A 17,715-nucleotide genomic window follows, 5' to 3' on the forward strand; every position below is an offset into this window, starting at 1 on the left:
CAGCTCGTGCTCATCCGTTCGGTCATCGCGGCGAGTCTCGTCGCCGCCGGCATCGCCGCCGTCCCCTCCTCCGCGTACGCCGCCACGGCCGCCTACTCCCCCGAGCGCGTCTGCGGCAAGGGCTTCCACCGGGTCAAGGACGGCCACCGCGCGATGCGCACGCGCGGCGGAGCCGTTTTCGGGCACGTCTACCTGATGTACAACAAGCGCAGCGGCAAGAACTGCGTCGCCGCGATCAAGACCGCCTACACCGGCACGCGCACGGTCACCGGCGCCTACCTGGAGGTCAAGGGCGGCGGCCGGAGCGAGGACGCGCAGCGTTACAAGTACTACGCCGAGACCGGGCACATCGACGGCGCCTGGAAGTGCGTGAAGTACGAGGGCTGGACCCGCGACCCCGACAACCGCGTCACGGCGTGGGGCGGCCGCAAGAGCTGGGGCAACTGCGACGGCTGATCGGGGGTAGGGGTGCGCTGAAGGTTTCTTCGCCGTAGATGTCACATCGGGGCGGGCTGTCCCGTCCTGGTGGCGTACGACGAAACCTTGGAGGTTCTCATGACCCAGCGCATCAATGTCGCCCAGCAGGTGCCCCAGGCCTTCCACCACTTCCTGGCCGTGGAGAAGCTGCTGCACGAGAGCGAGCTGCCCACCCCCACGCTGGAGCTGGTCAAGCTGCGCGCCAGCCAGATCAACGGCTGCGGCTACTGCGTGGACATGCACAGCCGCGACATGAAGAAGGCCGGCGAGAGCGACGAGCGGCTCTGGATGGTGGCGGCGTGGCGCGATGCCACCGTGTTCACGCCCGAGGAGCGGGCCGCGCTCGCGCTGACCGAGGAGGCGTGCCGGCTGGCCGACCGCGAGGCCGTGCCCGACGCGGTGTGGCAGCAGGCGGCCGAGCACTACAACGAAAAGCAGCTCGGTCTCCTCATCGTGGCCCTCGCCATGATCAACGCGTGGAACCGGATGAACGTTATCGCACGTACCACGCCCGGTCAGTGACCGGCGGCACCGGCGCACCCGGCAGAAATGCATGGAGCGGGCGGGCCGGCCCCGGCTAGGTTGGCGTGCATGGCGGGCGGCGATCGCCCGTCGTGCCGCGACCTTCGGGACGAGGAGAGCGGGGCGCGCTTCGGAAGGGGGAGACCATGAAACGCGTCAGGATCGCCAAGCAGGCGCCCAAGCGGCGCACCCGGGCCACGGAGCTGGACCTCCGGACACCGGCCGGCCGCAGGCTTCCCTACTGACGTGCTCCTTACACCGAACTTACGGGGGTATCGGTAGATAACATAGGTAACAGATCCATCACGGGGGGCTCACGATGAACAGGCTTGTGGCGGTGCCGCCACCCGTCGCGCGGCACAAGATCCGCGACATCCGGTCGATCGGCCGCCGCAGGCCCCCCGCCGATCCGAAGGTGATCGATCTGCACGCCTACACCGGCAAGAACGTCATCCGCTTTCCCGGCGGGCCCACTCCGGCCGCCTGAGGGCCGGAGCGGGCGAGGGCGTCAGCCGTACAGGCGCTTGGCGTAGGCCTCGCCGTAGTAACTTTCCAGTTGTTCGAGGCTCTCCTCGACCGTCTGCACCTCCTTGACCAGCCTGGCGTGCGTCGGCAGCGTGTCGGCCGCCCAGGCGTCGGGCTTCCACAGGGACGAGCGCAGGAACGACTTGGCGCAGTGGAAGAAGATCTGCTCGATCTCGACGACCAGCGCGAGGTGCGGGCGGTGGCCCTTGACGATCAGCTCGTCGAAGAACGGGGCCTCGCGGACGAGCCTGGCCCGGCCGTTGATCCGCAGGGTCTCGTTCCGCCGGGGGATCAAGAAGAGCACCCCCACGTGCGGATTTTTCAGGATATTGAGGAACCCGTCCGCCCTGCGGTTCCCCGGGCGGTCCGGGATCGCGATCGTCGTGTCGTCGATGACGTGCACGAAACCGGCGGGGTCGCCCTTGGGCGAGACGTCGCAGTTGCCCTCGTCGTCCGAGGTGGCGATGAGGCAGAACGGCGAGGCCGCCAGCCACTCGCGGTCGCGCTCGTGCAGGCGCTGCCGCTCCTTGGTCGCCGCCCTCGGCATGACTTCGCCGAGCAGCTCCCGCAGCTCGGCTTCCGACCCGATCTCGGCCCAGCTCATGTGTTGAATCTCCCTTCGAGGGGTTACACCCGATTTTGTCAGGGAATCGGGTCGAGCATCCGGTGTGGCGTCCGAAGGGCGAGACTGACCTGGTCCTGCCGCGTGTCGCCGGCGAGGCCGGGGCCGGGACGCATCTCCACTTCCTCCAGCTTCACCACGCCGCCGCAGGTCGGGCAGTACGACGTGGGCTCCAGCCGGCCGCCGCAGCTCATGTGGTGGAACAGGCGGCGGGGACCGTACGTGGCGAGGTGCCGCTCGCTCCACTGCGCCAGCGCCAGGACGGGCAGCCAGAGCTCGTGGCCGGCGGAGGTCAGCACGTACTCGTCGCGGGGCGGCGCCTCCTGGTAACGGCGGCGCTCCAGGATTCCGGCCTCGGTGAGCGTGGTCAGCCGCTGCGACAGCACCGCCTTCGGGATGTCCAGGTGGGCCTGGAAGTCGCCGAAGCGGCGCACCCCGTACAGGGCGTCGCGGACGATCAGCAGCGTCCAGCGCTCGCCGACCACCTCCAGCGCGCTGGCCAGCGCGCAGTTCTGGCCGTCGTAGTTCTTGCCGAGTGCCATGGCGTCCATGTTAGTTCATTCACCGAACCGTGTTAGTGTGCGCGCCATGAGTTCAATCACTGAACCGACGGTGCGGCCAGGGACGCTCGCCGTGACCACCGCGGTGCCGCTGCTCGTCCTGACCAACTTCACGCTGCCGATGGCGACGCTGCCGCAGACCGCCGCGTCACTGGGAGCCGGGCCGACGGGGCCGGTGTGGATCCTCGGCTCCATCGCGCTCGGGCTGGCCTCGCTGCTGCTCGTGGCCGGCGGGCTCGCCGACGATTACGGGCGCAGGCGGGTGCTGGTGGCGGGCACGTCCGCGATGGCCGCCGCCGAGGTCGTCGGCGCGCTCAGCCCGAACGTGCCGGTGTTCGTGCTGGCCAGGCTGGTGCAGGGCGCGGCGGGGGCCGCCATGCTGGCCGCCAGCCTGGGCATCGTCGGGCACGCCTACCCGTCGGGCAGCGAGCGGGTGCGGGCCACCGCGCGCTACGGGGCCATGATCGGGCTGGGCACCGCCGTGGGGCCGCTGCTGTCCGGGGCGCTGGCCGCGGTGGCGAGCTGGCGGGCGGCGTACTGGCTGATGGCGGCCGGGGCGCTGGCGCTGGCGGTCGCGTCGGCGCGGACGCTGGAGGAGTCACGCTCGCAGGCGCCGCGCAGGTTCGACGTGCCCGGGGTGGTGCTGCTCAGCCTCGGCGTGGCGGCGCTGGTGGCCGGGGTGACCGAAGGGCGGGCCGGGTGGGGGCGGCCGGTCGTGGTGGTGGCGTTCGCGCTGGCCGTGGTGCTGGTGGTGGCGTTCGTGGCCGTCGAGCGGCGGCGTGCCGAGCCGTTGCTGGACCTGGAGCTGTTCAGGCGGCCGGTGTTCCTGGTGGCGACCGGCGGGGCACTGGTCGTGGGGGCCGCGGTGGTGGGGCTGCTCAGCTACCTGCCGAGCGTGTTGCAGGTGGCACACGGGTTGACGCCGCTGGACACGGCGCTGCTGTTCTGCGTCTGGTCGGGGCTGTCGTTCGTGGCGTCGCTGGCGGGCGGGCTCGTGCCGCTGCGCGCCGCCGCGCGGCTGGCGCTGGGGCTGGGGCTGAGCGCGCTCGGCTTCGCCGGGCTGCTGGGGGTGGGGTACTCGCTGTCGCTGCCGCTGGTCGTCGCCGGGCTGGCCGTCAGCGGGGTCGGGTCCGGGTTGATCAACTCATCGATCACGCATCTGGCGATCGAGAGCGTGCCCGCGCATCGGGTGAGCATGGGGTCGGGGGCGAACAACACGGCGCGGTACGTCGGCTCGTCGCTGGGGGCCGCCGGGGTGGCGGCCGTCGTCGGGAGCCTCGGGCCAGGGCAGGGGGCCCTGGTGGCGGTGGCGGGGTGCGTGGTGCTGACGGGCGTCATGGCGCTGGCCGCGCTGCTGGTCCGTTCCTGAAGCTCCTGGCCGTGGCAGTCGCGGCGGGCGCGCCCCTGGATGCGCCTACCAGCGGCGGGCGCGGGCCATCGCGCCGAGGAGCGCGTCGCGTTCCATGGCGAACCTGCGCGGCTCCACCCCCTGCCGCTCGTTGCGCAGGTGCAGCATGGTCAGCTCCGTCGCCGCCTGCTGGTAGTCGCTCATCGCCCGCCCCAGCCCCGCTCCCCTGGCCCACTTGCGGGCCGACTTGCGGGCGGACAGCGTGGTCAGCATCCGTACGTCGGCCTCGCTCACCAGCCCGGTCTGCCCGTACGCGGGCAGGTAGTACGCCATCCTGTGGATGAGCTGACGCCGCTCGACCACGGTCACGACGATGAGCAGCACCAGCGCCGCCATGATCACCAGGTAGGCGGCACCCAGCCACTCGAGCGAGCCGGTGGTGGCGGCGCCGTTCCAGAGGCCGTGCAGGAAGACGGCGGCCACGTAACCGAGCGGGATCGCGGCGTACCTGGCCTGGCTGCGGCTGGTGAGCGCGAACGCGACGCCCAGGCCGATCATGGAGGTGTAGATGGGATGGCCGAGCGGGTCGATCAGCCCGCGCAGCACAAAGAGCTGGACGGCCGCCCCTGCCCCGTCCTCGCCGAACGCCAGCAGGTAGTAGCCGACGTTCTCCACGGCGGCGAAGCCCAGGCCGGCCATGGACGCGTACACGATGCCGTCGGTCAGCCCGTCGATCTCGGCCCGCCGGCGCAGGAGCAGCAGCAGGGCGGAGCCCTTGAGCGCCTCCTCCACCAGCGGGGCGAGCACGACGGTGCCGATGCTCTCGACAGCGGCGGAGGTGTAACCGGCCCTGACGAACAACTGCTGGCCGGCGAGGGTCAGCGCGATGCCCGCCACAATGGCCACCCCCGCACCCCAGGCGAAGGCGAAGGCGAGGTTCAGTTTCGGCTCGGGTTCGAGCCTGTCGAGCGAGAGCACGGCCGCGAGCAGCACCGGCAGGGGCGCCACAGCCAGCAACGCCGACAGGCCGAACCCGATGACGCCACCGGAGAGCAGCATGACGACCAGCACGGTCAGCGCGATGACTCCGGAGACGACCAGGCCGATCAGCAGGGCCTTGCTGGGGCGCTGGACGAGCGGGGGAGCAGTCATGGTGATGCCTCTCTTCCCGTTGGCTTCGCCCACTATGCGCGCCACGCATCTACAGGCGCTTAAAGGCCACTTGATTCGCGGAAGTACGGATCGGCCACGACGGGCTCACCGTCGGTGTATGAGTACACCTCACGGCCGTTGATGAACACTTTCAACGCCCGGCTCATGATGTCCAGTGGATCACCGGACCAGATGACCACATCGCCGTCGAGGCCCGGCCGCAGCGAGCCCACCCGGTCGTCCAGCCCCATGATCCGGGCGGGGTTGACGGTGATCGAGCGCAGCGCGGCGGCCGGGTCGAGGCCCTCCTTGACGGCGAACGTGGCCGAGTGCACCAGGAAGTGGATCGGCACCACGGGATGGTCGGTGGTGATCGCCACCTCCACGCCCGCCCTGTCCAGGATGCCGGGGTTGCGCAGCGAGCGTTGCCGCAGCTCGACCTTCGACCGGCTGCCGAGCAGCGGGCCGATGATGACCGGCACGTTCCGCTCGGCCAGGACGTCGGCCAGCAGGTGCCCCTCGGTGCCGTGGTTGATCACCAGGCGGTAGCCGAACTCGTCGGCCAGCCGCAGCGCGGTGGCGATGTCGTCGGCCCTGTGGGTGTGCTGACACCAGGGCAGCTCGCGGTCCAGCACGCGGACCAGCGTCTCCAGCGTGCCGTCACGGTCGAACGGCTCGCCCTCCTGCTCGGCGGCGGCCTTCCTGGCCTTGTAGTCCTGCGCCTTCATCAGCGCGTCGCGGATCACCGCGGCCACGCCCTGCCTGGTGGAGGGCAGCTTCTTCTGGTCGCCGTACACCCGCTTGGGGTTCTCGCCGAGCGCGCTCTTGACGCTCACCGGCTGCTTGACCAGCATCTCGTCCACCGATCGGCCCCAGCACTTGATCGCGACGGTCTGGCCGCCGATCGGGTTGCCGGAGCCGGGCTTGATCACCGCGGTGGTGACCCCGCCGGACAACGCGTCGCCGAACGCCAGGTCAGCCGGGTTGATGGCGTCCAGCGCGCGCAGCCTGGCGCCGTTCGGGTCGGTCATCTCGTTGGTGTCCTGGCCGGCCCACCCCTCGGCCTCCTCGTGCACGCCGAGATGGCCGTGCGCCTCCACGAAGCCGGGCAGCACCCAGGCGCCCGCGGCGTCCACGACCGGGGTGCCCTCCGGCACGGCCACGTCCCGGCCGACCGCGGCGATCTTCCCGTCCTGGATGAGCACGGTGCCGCCGTCGATGGGGTCTCCGTCGACGGGCACGACATATCCGCTGGTAATCGCAAGATTCATGGCTTGTAACCTACCGGTGGGCGGGTAGTGGGGCTGGATGATCTCAGATCTCTACCGACGATGGCTGCTCGAGCTCTGGAACGGCGACTTCGACCTGGCGTACGAGCTGGTCACCCCCGACTTCGCCGGCCACTGGCCCGGCATGGAGGTGTCGGGGCCCGGCGGGCTGATCGAGGCGCTGCGGCAGGGGCACGCGCCGTTCACCGGCGTCAAGGTGACGCTGGACGTGGGGCCGATCGCGGACGGGGACCTGGTGTCGGCCAGGTGGACGTTCGCGGGGACGTACCGGGGCGGGATGCCCGGGGTGACGGCGGCGGAAGGCACCAGGATCGCGTTCAGCGGTCACGACATCCTGCGGGCGCGCGAGGGGAGGTTCGCCGAGTACTGGGTGATCTCGGATGCCCAGTCGCTCAACCAGCAGCTCGGTATAGGGTGACATTTCCCGATTTATGAGGGCTGGTGCATGGCGGAGAACTACGGTCTCGGGGGGCCGGATCCTCTGTCGCGGAGCGACGAGGAGCTGTCGGACCCGCGGGGTTACCAGGAACCGGGGGACGGCGAGCTCTCCGGTCCGCGGGGTTACGAGGAACTCGCCGATCTGCGGGAGTTCCAGGAGCTCGGGGACAGCGAACTCTCCGACCTGCTGGCCGGGCAGCGCTTCGGCGCGCTGGCCACCATCCAGGCCGACGGCCGGCCCCAGCTCTCCACCGTCCTGTACGCCTGGGACGCGCGGCAGCGCGTGGCCCGGATCTCGGCAGTCGCCGACCGGCTCACGGTGCGCCGGCTCCAGCAGGATTCACGCTGTTCGCTGTACGTGGCCAGCGACGACTTCGCGGAGTTCGCGGTGGCGGAGGGCGAGGCGGAGTTGTCTCCGGTCACCGCCGAGCCGGGCGACGAGGTGGGGCTGGAGCTGCTGGCCATGCGGCAGCCGTTCGGGGAGGCGGCGGGTGAGCAGGCGTTCCTGCGGCGGATGGTGGCGGACCGGCGGCTGGTGATCCGGCTCAGGGTGTCACACCTGCACGGAACCGCACTGCCCATCGGCTGACTCCGGCCCGCCCCGCCCGCCAACCGCCACCCAGCCCGCACTGCCCTGCAGCCGCCACCCCGCCGCGCCGCCCGGCAGCCGCCACCCCGGCCGCGCCGCCCGCCGGGGTGGCCGGGCCGCGCCGCCCGCCGGGGTGGCCGGGCCGCGCCGCCCGCCGGCCACCGCCCGGGCCGCGCTGTCCGCCGGTTGACCCGGGCCCTTGTCAGCGCTGCGAGGTGGGCTTACGATCCGGCTAATTGTTAGGAAACTTTCTTTAATGAAAGGTCTCCGACGTGCGCCGATTAGCCATCCCCCTGATCGCCGTCCTCCTGATCACGGCCCTGAGCACCCTCCCCGCCCAGGCCGCAGGCCGCCTCATCGCCACGTTCTCGCTGTCCGGCACCACCGGCACGTTCGTGGTGAGCAACCCGGGCACGACCGCCGTGACCGGCTGGTCGATCGTCTTCGAGCTACCCCCCGGAGTCACCGCCTCCACCCCGCAGAACGCCACCATCAGGCAGAGCGGCACCAAGGTGACCCTCACTCCCGCCTACTACATCGCCACCCTCCAACCGGGCAGGACCACCGAGCCGTACAGCCCCAAGGTCACCCTCAGCTCCCCCGTCCAGCCCGTGAGCTGCCTCATCGACGGCGCGAACTGCGACGGCAGCGGCGGCGACCCGCCCGCCAAGCCGCCCGTCACCGCCGCCTACGACGTGGCGGGGACCGCCGCCAGGTTCGTGGTGGCCAACAACGGCACGGCCCCGCTCAACGGCTGGACGATCGTGTTCGACCTGCCCGCCGGGGTGAGCGCGAGCAACGCCCAGCACGCCACGCTGAGCCAGAGCGGCCGTACGGTGACGCTGACGCCCGCCCACTACAACACCATCGTGAACGCGGGCGCCACCACCGAGCCGTACAGCCCGTCCTTCACCGTCAGCACGGCGGGCGCCGAGCCGGTGAGCTGCCGGATCAACGACGTCAACTGCGACGGCAGCCCCGACGCCCCGCCGGGCGCGCCGGCGAACCTGCGCTCCCCCGCCAGGACCACCAAGACCGTGACGCTGGCCTGGGACGCCGCCACGCCCGGCAGCCTGCCGATCACCGGGTACGAGGTCTACAGCGGCTCCTCGGTGGCCGCCTCCGTCACCGGCACCACGGCGACCGTCCCAGGGCTGTCGCCCTCGACCGCGTACACGTTCACCGTCAAGGCCAGAGACCGCAAGGGCACGCTGTCGCCGGCGTCCGCACCGCTGGCGGTCACCACCCGTGACCCGGCCGACGACACGCAGCCGCCCACGGCGCCTGGCGAGCTGCGCAGCACCGCGCGGACGTCGTCCACCGTCACGCTGGCCTGGACGGCCTCCTCCGACAACTCCGGCATCGCCGGCTACGACGTCTATCTCGGCCCTTCTGTGGCGACGACCGTCACCGGCACCACGGCGACCGTCTCAGGGCTCTCGCCCTCGACCGCGTACTCGTTCACCGTGCGGGCCCGTGACCTGTACGACAACCTCTCCCCCGCCGGCGCGGCGGTGCAGGTCACCACGGCGGACATCGTCGAGACCGGCTACGCCCGCGTCGGATATTTCGTGCAATGGGGCATCTACGGCCGCCAGTACTTCGTCCGGAACCTCGACACCACCGGCGCCGCCGCCAAGCTGACCCACATCAACTACGCGTTCGCCAACATCGACCCGCAGAACCTCACCTGTCTCCAGGGCGTCACGAAGGGAACCACCACCAACCCGCAGGACCCGAACCAGGGCGACGGCGCGGGCGACGCCGAGGCCGACTATGGGCGGCCGTTCAGCGCGGCGCAGTCGGTGGACGGCGTGGCCGACACCGGCTGGGAGAAGCTGCGCGGCAACTTCAACCAGCTCAGGAAGCTCAAGGCCAAGCACCCGCACCTGAAGGTGCTCATCTCGCTGGGCGGCTGGACGTACTCGAAGTACTTCTCCGACGTGGCGGCCACGGACGCGGCGCGCAAGAAGTTCGTGGCGTCGTGCATCGACATCTACCTCAAGGGGAACCTGCCCGCCTACAACGGCGCGGGCGGCCCCGGCACGGCGGCGGGCGTCTTCGACGGCATCGACCTGGACTGGGAGTGGCCGGGCGCCGAGGGGCATCCGGGCAACCACGTCAGCCCGGCCGACAAGGCGAACAACACGCTGCTGATCGCCGAGTTCCGCCGCCAGCTCGACGCGCTGACCGTCACGACGGGCAAGCGGTACCAGCTCACGGCGTTCACACCGGCCGACCCAGCCAAGATCGCCGCCGGCTGGGACCTCCCACAGGTCACGAAATATCTGGACATCTTTAATGTCCAGGGGTACGACTTCCACGGCGCAGGCAGCGACAACTCCTGGGAGCCGAACCGCACCGGCCACCAGGGCAACCTCCACCTCGACACCGACAGCCCGTACGACCCGGACTTCAGCGTCGAGCGTGCCGTGGACGTCTACCTCCAGGCAGGCGTCCACCCCCGCAAGATCACTATCGGCCTGGCCTACTACGGGCGCGGGTGGCAGCGGGTGGCCGACGGCGGACGGTACGGCGAATGGCAACAGGCCGGCGGGGCCGCACCCGGCCAGTTCCAGGAGGAGGCAGGCACCCGCGGCTACACGAACCTGCTGGCCATGGTGCCGGGGTGCACGGCCAGGCACGACGAGCAGGCGGTGGCCACCTACTGCTTCACCGGGGACGGTGGGCAGTGGTGGACGTTCGACGACGCCTGGTCGATCGGGAAGAAGACGGCCTGGTTGCGGAGTAAGGGGCTGCTCGGGGCGATGGTCTGGGAGATGTCCGGCGATTCCGGCACTCTGACCAGCGCGCTCGACGCGGGCCTGCGGTAGCCGGGAGCCTTCTGCGCCGTGGCGGGCGCGCCTGCGAGCGCCCCGCCACGGCGCAACGACCCCGGCGACATCCCTCCTAATACCGTGCCGAATGACCATCAAAAGCCCTCCCCCGCGCACCTTCGTGTGTCGAATGCTCACCCGCCCGGCCCCGCCGCGTTACTCTGCTCTCAACTTCAAGTCACGCGCTGTTGTCACCGTCGAGTCGTTGTCTCTCCCCACCCGAGGAGACCCATGTTCAGGCGACTCGCCGTCCTCATCGCGACCTCCCTCACCTTTCTCCCCTTCGCCACCCCCGCCGACGCCGCCACCGTCGTCAACGTCGCCCACCGGGGCGCCTCCGCCTACGCCCCCGAGAACACGATCGCCGCCTTCGAGCTGGCCGCCACCCAGGGCGCCGACCGGTTCGAGCTGGACGTCCAGGAGACCGAGGACCACGAGCTGGTCCTGATGCACGACACGTCGCTGTCCCGCACCACGAACGCCGAGCAGGTGTTCCCCGGCCTGTCCCAGTGGAACGTCGGCGACCTCACGCTCGACCAGATCCGCGAGCTGGACGCCGGCTCGTGGCTGTCCGGGAAGTACGACGACGAGCGGGTGCCCACCCTCGGCGAGGCACTGCGCGAGATGAGCGGCTCGGGCATGGGCCTGCTGCTGGAGGTCAAGGCGCCGGAGCTGTACCCGGGGATCGAGTCGCGCATCGCCGCCGAGCTGCGCCGCCACCCCGCCTGGCTGACTCCGGGCAAGGTGGTGGTGCAGTCGTTCAACTGGGAGTCGATGCGCAGGTTCGACCGGCTGATGCCCGACCTGCCGATCGGGCTGCTCGGCACGCCCTCGACGGGGGAGCTGACGGGGCTGGCCGAGTTCGCCGACCAGATCAACCCGTCGTACACCACGCTCACCGGCTCGTACGTGCGCCGCGTGCACTCTCTCGGGATGGAGCTGTTCGCCTGGACCGTCGACAGCCCGACCGCCATGCGGCGCATGATCGGCTACAAGGTGGACGGCATCATCACCAACCGGCCCGACGTGCTGAGCGACGTCCTCAACTCCTGACCCCCGCGCGTCCGGCTGCGGTTACGGCGCTGGGGCGATGGCGCTGCGGCTGCGATCCCACGCGGCCCGCAGCGCCAACCAGAAGATCAACGCATACCCGGCGAACAACCCCAGCATCGCCGTCATCAGCGCCATCTCCGGCACTCCGGTCGCGTCCATCAGATAATCGATCACCGCGACGTAGTCCCGCTCCGCCCAGTGCCACACCGCGTACACGATGAGCTGCAACAACGGACTGATCACGAACGCGGTCACCGCCACCGTCGCCAGCTCCCTGGCGGGGCCGCGCCGCAGGGCCAGCAACCCGATGGCCGCCCACGCCACCACCTGCGTGGCCAGCACCCCGGACACGGCGACGAGCACGTTGCCCCACGGATCCGGCGCGTTCCTGTTGTAGTCGATGCAGCAGTCCAGCCCGACGATCATGTCCTTGTTGCCGATCAGCCACGCGACCGCCACCATGGCCAGCCTGTGCACCCCGTACAGCAACGCCCCGGACACCACGGCGAGCACCGCGATCCGCCTCATACCCGGCAGCATGACCGACAAAGCCGCGCCCGATCCATCCCGCTGTCCGCTACTGGACATCCCGACCTGCCGGGCCGGCCTCGTCCGGGAACACCCCGGCCGCCGCGTTCGCGAGCAGCAGGTTTCACCGGTCGTCCACCGCCGGCCGCCGGGAATCGCTCGTGCGCGCGACACCTGCTCCAGCGCCGCCCGAGCCGGGCAGGGCCGACGCCCGTAGGCGGGCGCGTGCCAGACGAGCCCGTACCACAGGTGCCGGCACCCGCGAGGGGCATGGCGCCGTCAGCCGCCATGCCCCTCACTTCTGGAACTGGAACCGCCGCAACGCTCACGCGCCCACCAGGTCGAACGACACGGTGGCCGTGGCCGTCGCGGAGGCCGGCGTGGACACGCACGCCTCCATGCTGTGCAGTTCCGCAGGCAGCGCGACCACCTGGTCCACCGCCGTGCCGGTCACGTCGAAGACGATGTGCCGGCTGGAGTAGTCGGAGTCGAACCCCTGCAGCCAGAACCGCACGGGCACGTTGGACCGGGCCACGAACCGGGCGGCGCCCCTGGAGAACTCGCCGCAGAACATCGAGTTCTGCGTGAGCACCGCGTTGTGCGGGCCGATCCCTGCCTGGCCGATCGGGCCGTTGCCGTACATGCGCAACTTGACGACCTGCCGGAAGCCATCCGTACGGGGATTCTGCACGCAGAACCGGTAGAAGTACGTCCCCGGATCCGGGTGCGTGACCGTCGGATAGTTCTCGATGGAGCCTGTGCTGCGGCGGAACACCACCGTCTCAGGCCCGTTGACGGTGGAGGCGGCGAACACCGTCCACAACGACGGCTGGTTGTTGCCGATGCCGTAGATGGTCACTCCGCCGCTCGACTGCGTCCTGTCCGTGCAGACGGTGCTGCCGGGGCTGATCCAGCCCGTCTCCGCGTTCGCCGGCCCGGACAGCACGGCCACGCCGAGCACCCCGATCACGAACGCGGACAGCACCACGATGACTCGTCTCACTGCTGCTCCCCTTTCCCCTCATAAGGGTTCGGGTACAGCCTCACGACGGGGACGGGCCCGCGATAGACGAGCCACGCGCATCAGGCGCCGGACCGGCCGCGCCCGGACTGATCGGGTCGGACGGTCACCCTGCGTCACCGGCAGGGCATCTGGCGAGGGGCCCGGAACGATGTCCGGGCCCCCTCTCAGACAGTCCCGCTGATCAAGCCGGGCGTCGCGGCCTAGCTGCAGCCGCTGGTCGACCCGCAGCCCTCGCACACGTAGCAGCTACCGGCAGGCCGCATCTTCGTGCCGCACGTCATGCACAGCGGCGCGTCCGCGGTGAACCGCTGGTGGCTCTCCAGCGTCAGCTCCTGGACGGCCGGCTGCGCGTCCTCCTTCGGCTGGGCGGCCTCGATCGGCGCCGACTGGGCCAGCGCCTCCCGGTCCACCGCCTCCTGCAGCGCCGCCGGGTCCTCGCCGCGCTGCTGCGCCGCGCGCTCGGCCGCCGAGAAGATGCCCAGCGCCGCCCGCTCGTCGTAGGGCAGGTGGTCCAGGGCCAGGCGGCGGAAGATGTAGTCCATCACCGAGGTGGCCATGCGGATGTCGGGGTCGTCCGTCATGCCGGCCGGCTCGAAGCGCATGTTGACGAACTTGCTCATGTACGTCTCCAGCGGCACCCCGTACTGGAGGCCGATGGAGATCGCCACCGAGAAGGCGTCCATGACGCCCGCCAGCGTCGAGCCCTGCTTGGACATCTTGAGGAAGACCTCGCCGAGCCCGTCGTCGGGGTAGGACGAGGCGGTCATGTAGCCCTTGGCGCCGCCCACGGTGAAGCGGGTGGTCATGCTCGGCCGCTGGTTCGGCATGCGCCGCCGGGTCGGCCGGTTGACCTCGATGACCTTGACCTCGGGCTCCTTCGGCTGCTCCTGCTGCTTCTTGGAGCCGTCGCCGGCCGACAGCGGCTGGCCGACCTTGCAGTTGTCGCGGTAGACGGCCAGCGCCTTCAGGCCGAGCTTCCAGCCCTCCAGGTAGACCTGCTCGATGTCGTCGATGGTGGCCGACTCGGGCAGGTTCACTGTCTTGGAGATGGCGCCCGACAGGAACGGCTGCGTGGCCGCCATCATGCGCACGTGGCCCATGGGCGCGATCGCCCGCTCGCCCATCGCGCAGTCGAACACCTCGTAGTGCTCGGGACGCAGGCCGGGAGCGTCGACGACGTGGCTGTTCTCGCCGATGTACTCGACGATGGCCTCGATCTGCTCCTGCTGGTAGCCGAGCTGCTTGAGCGCCCGCGGGATCGTCTGGTTGACGATCTGCATGGAGCCGCCGCCGACGAGCTTCTTGAACTTGACCAGCGCCAGGTCCGGCTCGATGCCGGTCGTGTCGCAGTCCATCATCAGGCCGATGGTGCCGGTGGGCGCGAGGAGGCTGGCCTGGGCGTTGCGGTAGCCGTTCTTCTCGCCCAGCTTCAGGCACTCCGACCACTGGCGCGACGCCTCGGCGTGGATCTTCGCGTCCATCGAGCCGACCGTGCGCAGGTCGTCGTTGGCCGCGGCGTGCTTGCGCATGACCCGCTTGTGGGGCTCGGCGTTCCTGGCGTAGCCGTCGTACGCGCCGACGACGCCGGCCAGCTCGGCGCTGCGCCGGTAGGACACGCCGGTCATCAGCGACGTGATCGCCCCGGCCACCGCTCGGCCGCCGTCGGAGTCGTAGGCGTGGCCGGTCGCCATGAGCAGCGCGCCCAGGTTGGCGTAGCCGATGCCGAGCTGACGGTACGCGCGCGTCGTCTCGCCGATCTTCTCCGTCGGGAAGTCGGCGAAGGTGATCGAGATGTCCATCGCGGTGATGATCAGCTCGGTCAGCTTGACGAAGTCGGCCACGTTGAAGGAGTTGTCGTCCTTCAGGAACTTCAGCAGGTTGATGCTGGCCAGGTTGCAGGAGGAGTTGTCGAGGTGGACGTACTCGCTGCAGGGGTTGCTGGCCGTGATCCGGCCCGTCTCCGGCGTGGTGTGCCAGTCGTTGATCGTGTCGTCGTACTGCACGCCGGGGTCGGCGCACTCCCACGCGGCCTTGGCCATCTTCCGGAACAGGTCCTTGGCGTCGATCTTCTCGATCACCTCGCCGGTCAGGCGGGCGCGCAGGCCGAAGTCGCCGCCCTGCTCCACCGCGCGCATGAACTCGTCGGAGACGCGGACGGAGTTGTTGGCGTTCTGGTACTGGACGGAGACGATGTCCTTGCCGCCCAGGTCCATGTCGAAACCGGCGTCACGCAGCGCGCGGACCTTGTCCTCCTCGCGCGCCTTGGTCTCGATGAACTCCTCGATGTCGGGGTGGTCGACGTCGAGCACGACCATCTTGGCGGCCCGCCGGGTCGCGCCGCCCGATTTGATCGTCCCGGCGCTGGCGTCCGCGCCCCGCATGAAGCTCACCGGCCCGCTGGCCGTGCCGCCGCTGGACAGCAGCTCCTTCGACGAACGGATCCTGGACAGGTTCACACCCGACCCGGAACCGCCCTTGAAGATCACACCCTCTTCCTTGTACCACTCCAGGATCGACTCCATCGTGTCGTCCACGGAGAGGATGAAGCACGCGCTCACCTGCTGCGGCGACTGCGTGCCCACGTTGAACCACACCGGCGAGTTGAACGCGAACACCTGGTGCGCCAGGGCGTGCTTCAACTCGTGGTCGAAGATCTCGGCGTCCTCGTCGCTGGCGAAGTAGCCGTTCTCGATCCCCGTCCTGGTGTAGACGCCGACGACCCGGTCGATCAACTGCTTCAGGCTCCACTCGCGCTGCGGGGTGCCCACGGCGCCGCGGAAGTACTTGGTCGTCACGATGTTGGCCGCGTTGACCGACCAGAACTCGGGGAACTCGACGCCCCGCTGCTCAAAGTTGATGGACCCGTCGCGCCAGTTCGTCATGACGACGTCGCGGCGCTCCCACTGGATCTCGTCATACGGGTGCACGCCGGGCTTAGTGAAGATCCGCTTCATCTTCAGTCCCTTACGCGGACGCTTTCCCCCGCGCGCGACTGAACCGCTGGCCGTCTCCGTCATGACTCCCCCTTCTCCGCCTTCAACTGTTTGATCTCGGCCTCGAAGTCCGCCAGGCTCTCGAAACCGCGATACACCGATGCGAACCGCAGGTAGGCCACCTCGTCCAGCTCCCGCAGCGGGCCCAGAATGGCCAGGCCCACCTCGTTCGAGGGGATCTCGGCCGCGCCCTTCGCCCTGATGACCTCTTCCACCCGCTGCCCGAGCTGCGCCAGCGAGTCCTCGCTGACCGGCCTGCCCTGGCACGCGCGCCGCACGCCCGCGACGACCTTGTCCCGCGAGAACGGCTCCGTCACTCCGCTGCGCTTGCTCACCATCAGCAGTACGGTCTCCTGCGTGGTGAACCTGCGCCCGCACTCGGGACAGGTGCGGCGGCGCCGGATGGCCGCGCCGTCATCCGTGGAGCGGCTGTCGATGACCCTGGTGTCAGGGTGGCGACAGAACGGACAATGCACGCTTTCGCCTCCAAGAAACCTGCGGTCACCACACGCGCCCTCACCCGCCATGACGGGACGCTCGCGCACACTCCACGGCTGTCCATGGAGCGGTCACGGAAACACAAGGTGTGGTGAACTACATCGGTGTAACTACTAGATGTTGTGGTCCAACCGTAGAAGCGCGCGACCATGAACGCAAGTTGAGCGGGCCCTTCCGGCTGAAGTCGCTGATCAGCCCATGGACATCAACTGTCTCGGGCGTGTCGCTCGGCGGGGGTGATCTTCTTGCAGGTCGGAGCGTCACATCGGTTGCTTGGGGGCTCGGTCGTGAACAAACCTCACAAAGGTACCCGAGGACTCGAGTGGTCATTCCTGTCCCTGGGGTTGCGTCGATTTGGGGTGGCTTGTCGGGGTGGCGAGACCCGCCTACAGGCGCAAGGGCAGGTACGCGGCCAGTGCATGGCAGGGCGAACACAGTCGTCGCACGACCGACGCACAGCCACACGGCCGACAGCACAGCCACACGGCCGACGCACACGGCCGAGGCACAGCCACACGGCCGACGCACACGGCCGAGGCACAGCCACACGGCCGACAGCACAGTCGAGCGCACCCCGTCACTGGCCCCCGGCACGGGCACGAGGCAGGGTGCGGCACAGAACAGCGCAGCGCGGGATCCCGTTCCGCGACGCGGTGTGACACGACCCCGCCTTGGCTTGCCCCACCCTCCCCGCCCCGCGACCCATCGGCGAACCCGGCTGGGCCGGCCGGTCAGCGTAAGGCGGCGGTGTCCTTCGGGACGTAGATGCGGACGCCCGGCCGGATGAGCGAATCGGACAGGCCGTTCAACCGCTTGATCTCCTCCACCAGAGCCCCCGGGTCATCCCCCTCGGAGAGCGCGTCGGCGATCTCCCACAACGTGTCCCCCTTGTGCACCTCAACCCATGGCAGCCCAGCATGGCCCGCCATCACGACCCGTACTTCCGCATGCCCCGCAGCCCGCGTACCGAGCCAGAACCCGCCCAGCGACAGCAACGCCACAGCCACCACCAGCACGACCCGACCCCGCCGGGTCAACCGCACCGGAGCACCGCCCCCCTTGGAAACCTTTCGGCTCCCGTCTTCGCCGGCCCGCGCGGAAGCGTCCCGCCGCCCGGGCATGCTCACCCACGCGGGCGCTCCAGACCGTCGGGATCGCCGCGATCGGCTGGAGATCTCCGACCGGCCGGACACGCCTGGCCGCCCAGCAACATCCGACCGACCGGACATACCCGACCGCCCCGGTACGCCTGGCCGCCTA

General features: G+C 70.0%; 17 protein-coding genes. 8 read left to right on the forward strand and 9 right to left on the reverse strand.

What is annotated here, in order from left to right; genetic code table 11:
• Nucleotides 1-6: 6 nt before the first annotated feature.
• From FXF51_RS47235 to FXF51_RS61350, 3 genes are all read left to right on the forward strand, one after another.
• The gene (locus FXF51_RS47235; RefSeq protein ID WP_148441362.1) at nucleotides 7-456 is read left to right on the forward strand and encodes a hypothetical protein; all 450 of its coding nucleotides are present in this window, start codon (nucleotides 7-9) and stop codon (nucleotides 454-456) included.
• 99 nt (nucleotides 457-555) lie between these two features.
• A complete protein-coding gene (locus tag FXF51_RS47240; RefSeq protein WP_148441363.1) occupies nucleotides 556-999 on the forward strand; it encodes a carboxymuconolactone decarboxylase family protein in 444 nt (147 codons plus the stop codon).
• Nucleotides 1,000-1,318: 319 nt separating this feature from the next.
• Entirely contained in the window at nucleotides 1,319-1,486 is a 168-nt protein-coding gene (locus FXF51_RS61350; RefSeq protein WP_187414966.1) for a hypothetical protein, read from the forward strand.
• Between the two features lie 21 nt (nucleotides 1,487-1,507).
• Here the strand turns inward: FXF51_RS61350 and FXF51_RS47245 are convergent, their stop codons facing one another.
• Nucleotides 1,508-2,128: a pyridoxamine 5'-phosphate oxidase family protein gene (locus tag FXF51_RS47245; RefSeq protein WP_148441364.1), complete on the reverse strand. Its 621-nt coding sequence runs from the start codon at nucleotides 2,126-2,128 to the stop codon at nucleotides 1,508-1,510.
• A gap of 38 nt (nucleotides 2,129-2,166) precedes the next feature.
• Nucleotides 2,167-2,688 carry a winged helix-turn-helix transcriptional regulator gene (locus FXF51_RS47250; protein ID WP_187414967.1) on the reverse strand — a complete coding sequence of 174 codons (522 nt, stop codon included), beginning with the start codon at nucleotides 2,686-2,688 and terminating at the stop codon, nucleotides 2,167-2,169.
• A 46-nt stretch (nucleotides 2,689-2,734) separates the two neighbouring features.
• Here FXF51_RS47250 and FXF51_RS47255 point away from each other — a divergent pair, with 46 nt between their 5' ends.
• Nucleotides 2,735-4,075, forward strand: coding sequence for an MFS transporter (locus tag FXF51_RS47255; RefSeq protein WP_187414968.1), 1,341 nt, complete (start codon nucleotides 2,735-2,737; stop codon nucleotides 4,073-4,075).
• Nucleotides 4,076-4,120: 45 nt separating this feature from the next.
• On the opposite strand, the gene FXF51_RS47260 is transcribed toward FXF51_RS47255, so the two are convergent.
• Together FXF51_RS47260 and FXF51_RS47265 are read right to left on the reverse strand one after the other, a co-directional pair.
• Nucleotides 4,121-5,206 (reverse strand): PrsW family intramembrane metalloprotease, encoded by a 1,086-nt coding sequence (locus tag FXF51_RS47260; RefSeq protein ID WP_148441367.1) that lies wholly within the window; start codon nucleotides 5,204-5,206, stop codon nucleotides 4,121-4,123.
• Between the two features lie 59 nt (nucleotides 5,207-5,265).
• Nucleotides 5,266-6,477 (reverse strand): amidohydrolase, encoded by a 1,212-nt coding sequence (locus FXF51_RS47265; protein WP_148441368.1) that lies wholly within the window; start codon nucleotides 6,475-6,477, stop codon nucleotides 5,266-5,268.
• Nucleotides 6,478-6,514: 37 nt separating this feature from the next.
• Here FXF51_RS47265 and FXF51_RS47270 point away from each other — a divergent pair, with 37 nt between their 5' ends.
• The 4 genes from FXF51_RS47270 (at nucleotide 6,515) to FXF51_RS47290 (ending at nucleotide 11,412) form a co-directional block, all read left to right on the forward strand.
• Nucleotides 6,515-6,913 carry an ester cyclase gene (locus FXF51_RS47270; protein ID WP_148441369.1) on the forward strand — a complete coding sequence of 133 codons (399 nt, stop codon included), beginning with the start codon at nucleotides 6,515-6,517 and terminating at the stop codon, nucleotides 6,911-6,913.
• Between the two features lie 27 nt (nucleotides 6,914-6,940).
• The gene (locus tag FXF51_RS47275; RefSeq protein WP_148441370.1) at nucleotides 6,941-7,522 is read left to right on the forward strand and encodes a PPOX class F420-dependent oxidoreductase; all 582 of its coding nucleotides are present in this window, start codon (nucleotides 6,941-6,943) and stop codon (nucleotides 7,520-7,522) included.
• A 272-nt stretch (nucleotides 7,523-7,794) separates the two neighbouring features.
• Complete coding sequence (locus tag FXF51_RS47285) at nucleotides 7,795-10,356, forward strand: glycosyl hydrolase family 18 protein (protein ID WP_148441371.1); 2,562 nt, start codon at nucleotides 7,795-7,797, stop codon at nucleotides 10,354-10,356.
• A gap of 234 nt (nucleotides 10,357-10,590) precedes the next feature.
• On the forward strand, nucleotides 10,591-11,412 hold the full coding sequence (locus tag FXF51_RS47290; protein WP_148441372.1) for a glycerophosphodiester phosphodiesterase: 822 nt from the start codon (nucleotides 10,591-10,593) through the stop codon (nucleotides 11,410-11,412).
• Nucleotides 11,413-11,433: 21 nt separating this feature from the next.
• Here FXF51_RS47290 and FXF51_RS47295 read toward each other — a convergent pair whose 3' ends face one another.
• From FXF51_RS47295 to FXF51_RS61355, 5 genes are all read right to left on the reverse strand, one after another.
• Nucleotides 11,434-11,940: a hypothetical protein gene (locus FXF51_RS47295; protein WP_148441373.1), complete on the reverse strand. Its 507-nt coding sequence runs from the start codon at nucleotides 11,938-11,940 to the stop codon at nucleotides 11,434-11,436.
• Nucleotides 11,941-12,265: 325 nt separating this feature from the next.
• Nucleotides 12,266-12,943: a hypothetical protein gene (locus FXF51_RS47300; protein WP_148441374.1), complete on the reverse strand. Its 678-nt coding sequence runs from the start codon at nucleotides 12,941-12,943 to the stop codon at nucleotides 12,266-12,268.
• A 221-nt stretch (nucleotides 12,944-13,164) separates the two neighbouring features.
• Complete coding sequence (locus FXF51_RS47305) at nucleotides 13,165-15,981, reverse strand: vitamin B12-dependent ribonucleotide reductase (protein WP_148441375.1); 2,817 nt, start codon at nucleotides 15,979-15,981, stop codon at nucleotides 13,165-13,167.
• A complete protein-coding gene (gene nrdR / locus FXF51_RS47310; protein WP_148441376.1) occupies nucleotides 15,978-16,433 on the reverse strand; it encodes a transcriptional regulator NrdR in 456 nt (151 codons plus the stop codon). Before nrdR ends, FXF51_RS47305 begins: the two co-directional genes overlap by 4 nt.
• 753 nt (nucleotides 16,434-17,186) lie before the next feature.
• Entirely contained in the window at nucleotides 17,187-17,471 is a 285-nt protein-coding gene (locus FXF51_RS61355) for a LysM peptidoglycan-binding domain-containing protein (RefSeq protein ID WP_187414969.1), read from the reverse strand.
• Nucleotides 17,472-17,715: the final 244 nt, after the last annotated feature.

The organism is Nonomuraea sp. PA05, assembly GCF_008086045.1.
GTDB classification, from domain to species: domain Bacteria; phylum Actinomycetota; class Actinomycetes; order Streptosporangiales; family Streptosporangiaceae; genus Nonomuraea; species Nonomuraea monospora.

Bases quoted from the DNA above. Each gene is read 5' to 3' on its own strand.
- FXF51_RS47255 (WP_187414968.1), top strand. From the start codon at position 2,735: ATGAGTTCAATCACTGAACCGACGGTGCGGCCAGGGACGCTCGCCGTG.
- FXF51_RS47260 (WP_148441367.1), bottom strand. From the start codon at position 5,206: ATGACTGCTCCCCCGCTCGTCCAGCGCCCCAGCAAGGCCCTGCTGATC.
- FXF51_RS47240 (WP_148441363.1), top strand. From the start codon at position 556: ATGACCCAGCGCATCAATGTCGCCCAGCAGGTGCCCCAGGCCTTCCAC.
- FXF51_RS47305 (WP_148441375.1), bottom strand. From the start codon at position 15,981: ATGACGGAGACGGCCAGCGGTTCAGTCGCGCGCGGGGGAAAGCGTCCG.
- FXF51_RS47290 (WP_148441372.1), top strand. From the start codon at position 10,591: ATGTTCAGGCGACTCGCCGTCCTCATCGCGACCTCCCTCACCTTTCTC.
- FXF51_RS47250 (WP_187414967.1), bottom strand. From the start codon at position 2,688: ATGGCACTCGGCAAGAACTACGACGGCCAGAACTGCGCGCTGGCCAGC.
- FXF51_RS47275 (WP_148441370.1), top strand. From the start codon at position 6,941: ATGGCGGAGAACTACGGTCTCGGGGGGCCGGATCCTCTGTCGCGGAGC.
- FXF51_RS47245 (WP_148441364.1), bottom strand. From the start codon at position 2,128: ATGAGCTGGGCCGAGATCGGGTCGGAAGCCGAGCTGCGGGAGCTGCTC.
- FXF51_RS61350 (WP_187414966.1), top strand. From the start codon at position 1,319: ATGAACAGGCTTGTGGCGGTGCCGCCACCCGTCGCGCGGCACAAGATC.
- FXF51_RS47295 (WP_148441373.1), bottom strand. From the start codon at position 11,940: ATGAGGCGGATCGCGGTGCTCGCCGTGGTGTCCGGGGCGTTGCTGTAC.
- FXF51_RS47270 (WP_148441369.1), top strand. From the start codon at position 6,515: ATGATCTCAGATCTCTACCGACGATGGCTGCTCGAGCTCTGGAACGGC.
- FXF51_RS47265 (WP_148441368.1), bottom strand. From the start codon at position 6,477: ATGAATCTTGCGATTACCAGCGGATATGTCGTGCCCGTCGACGGAGAC.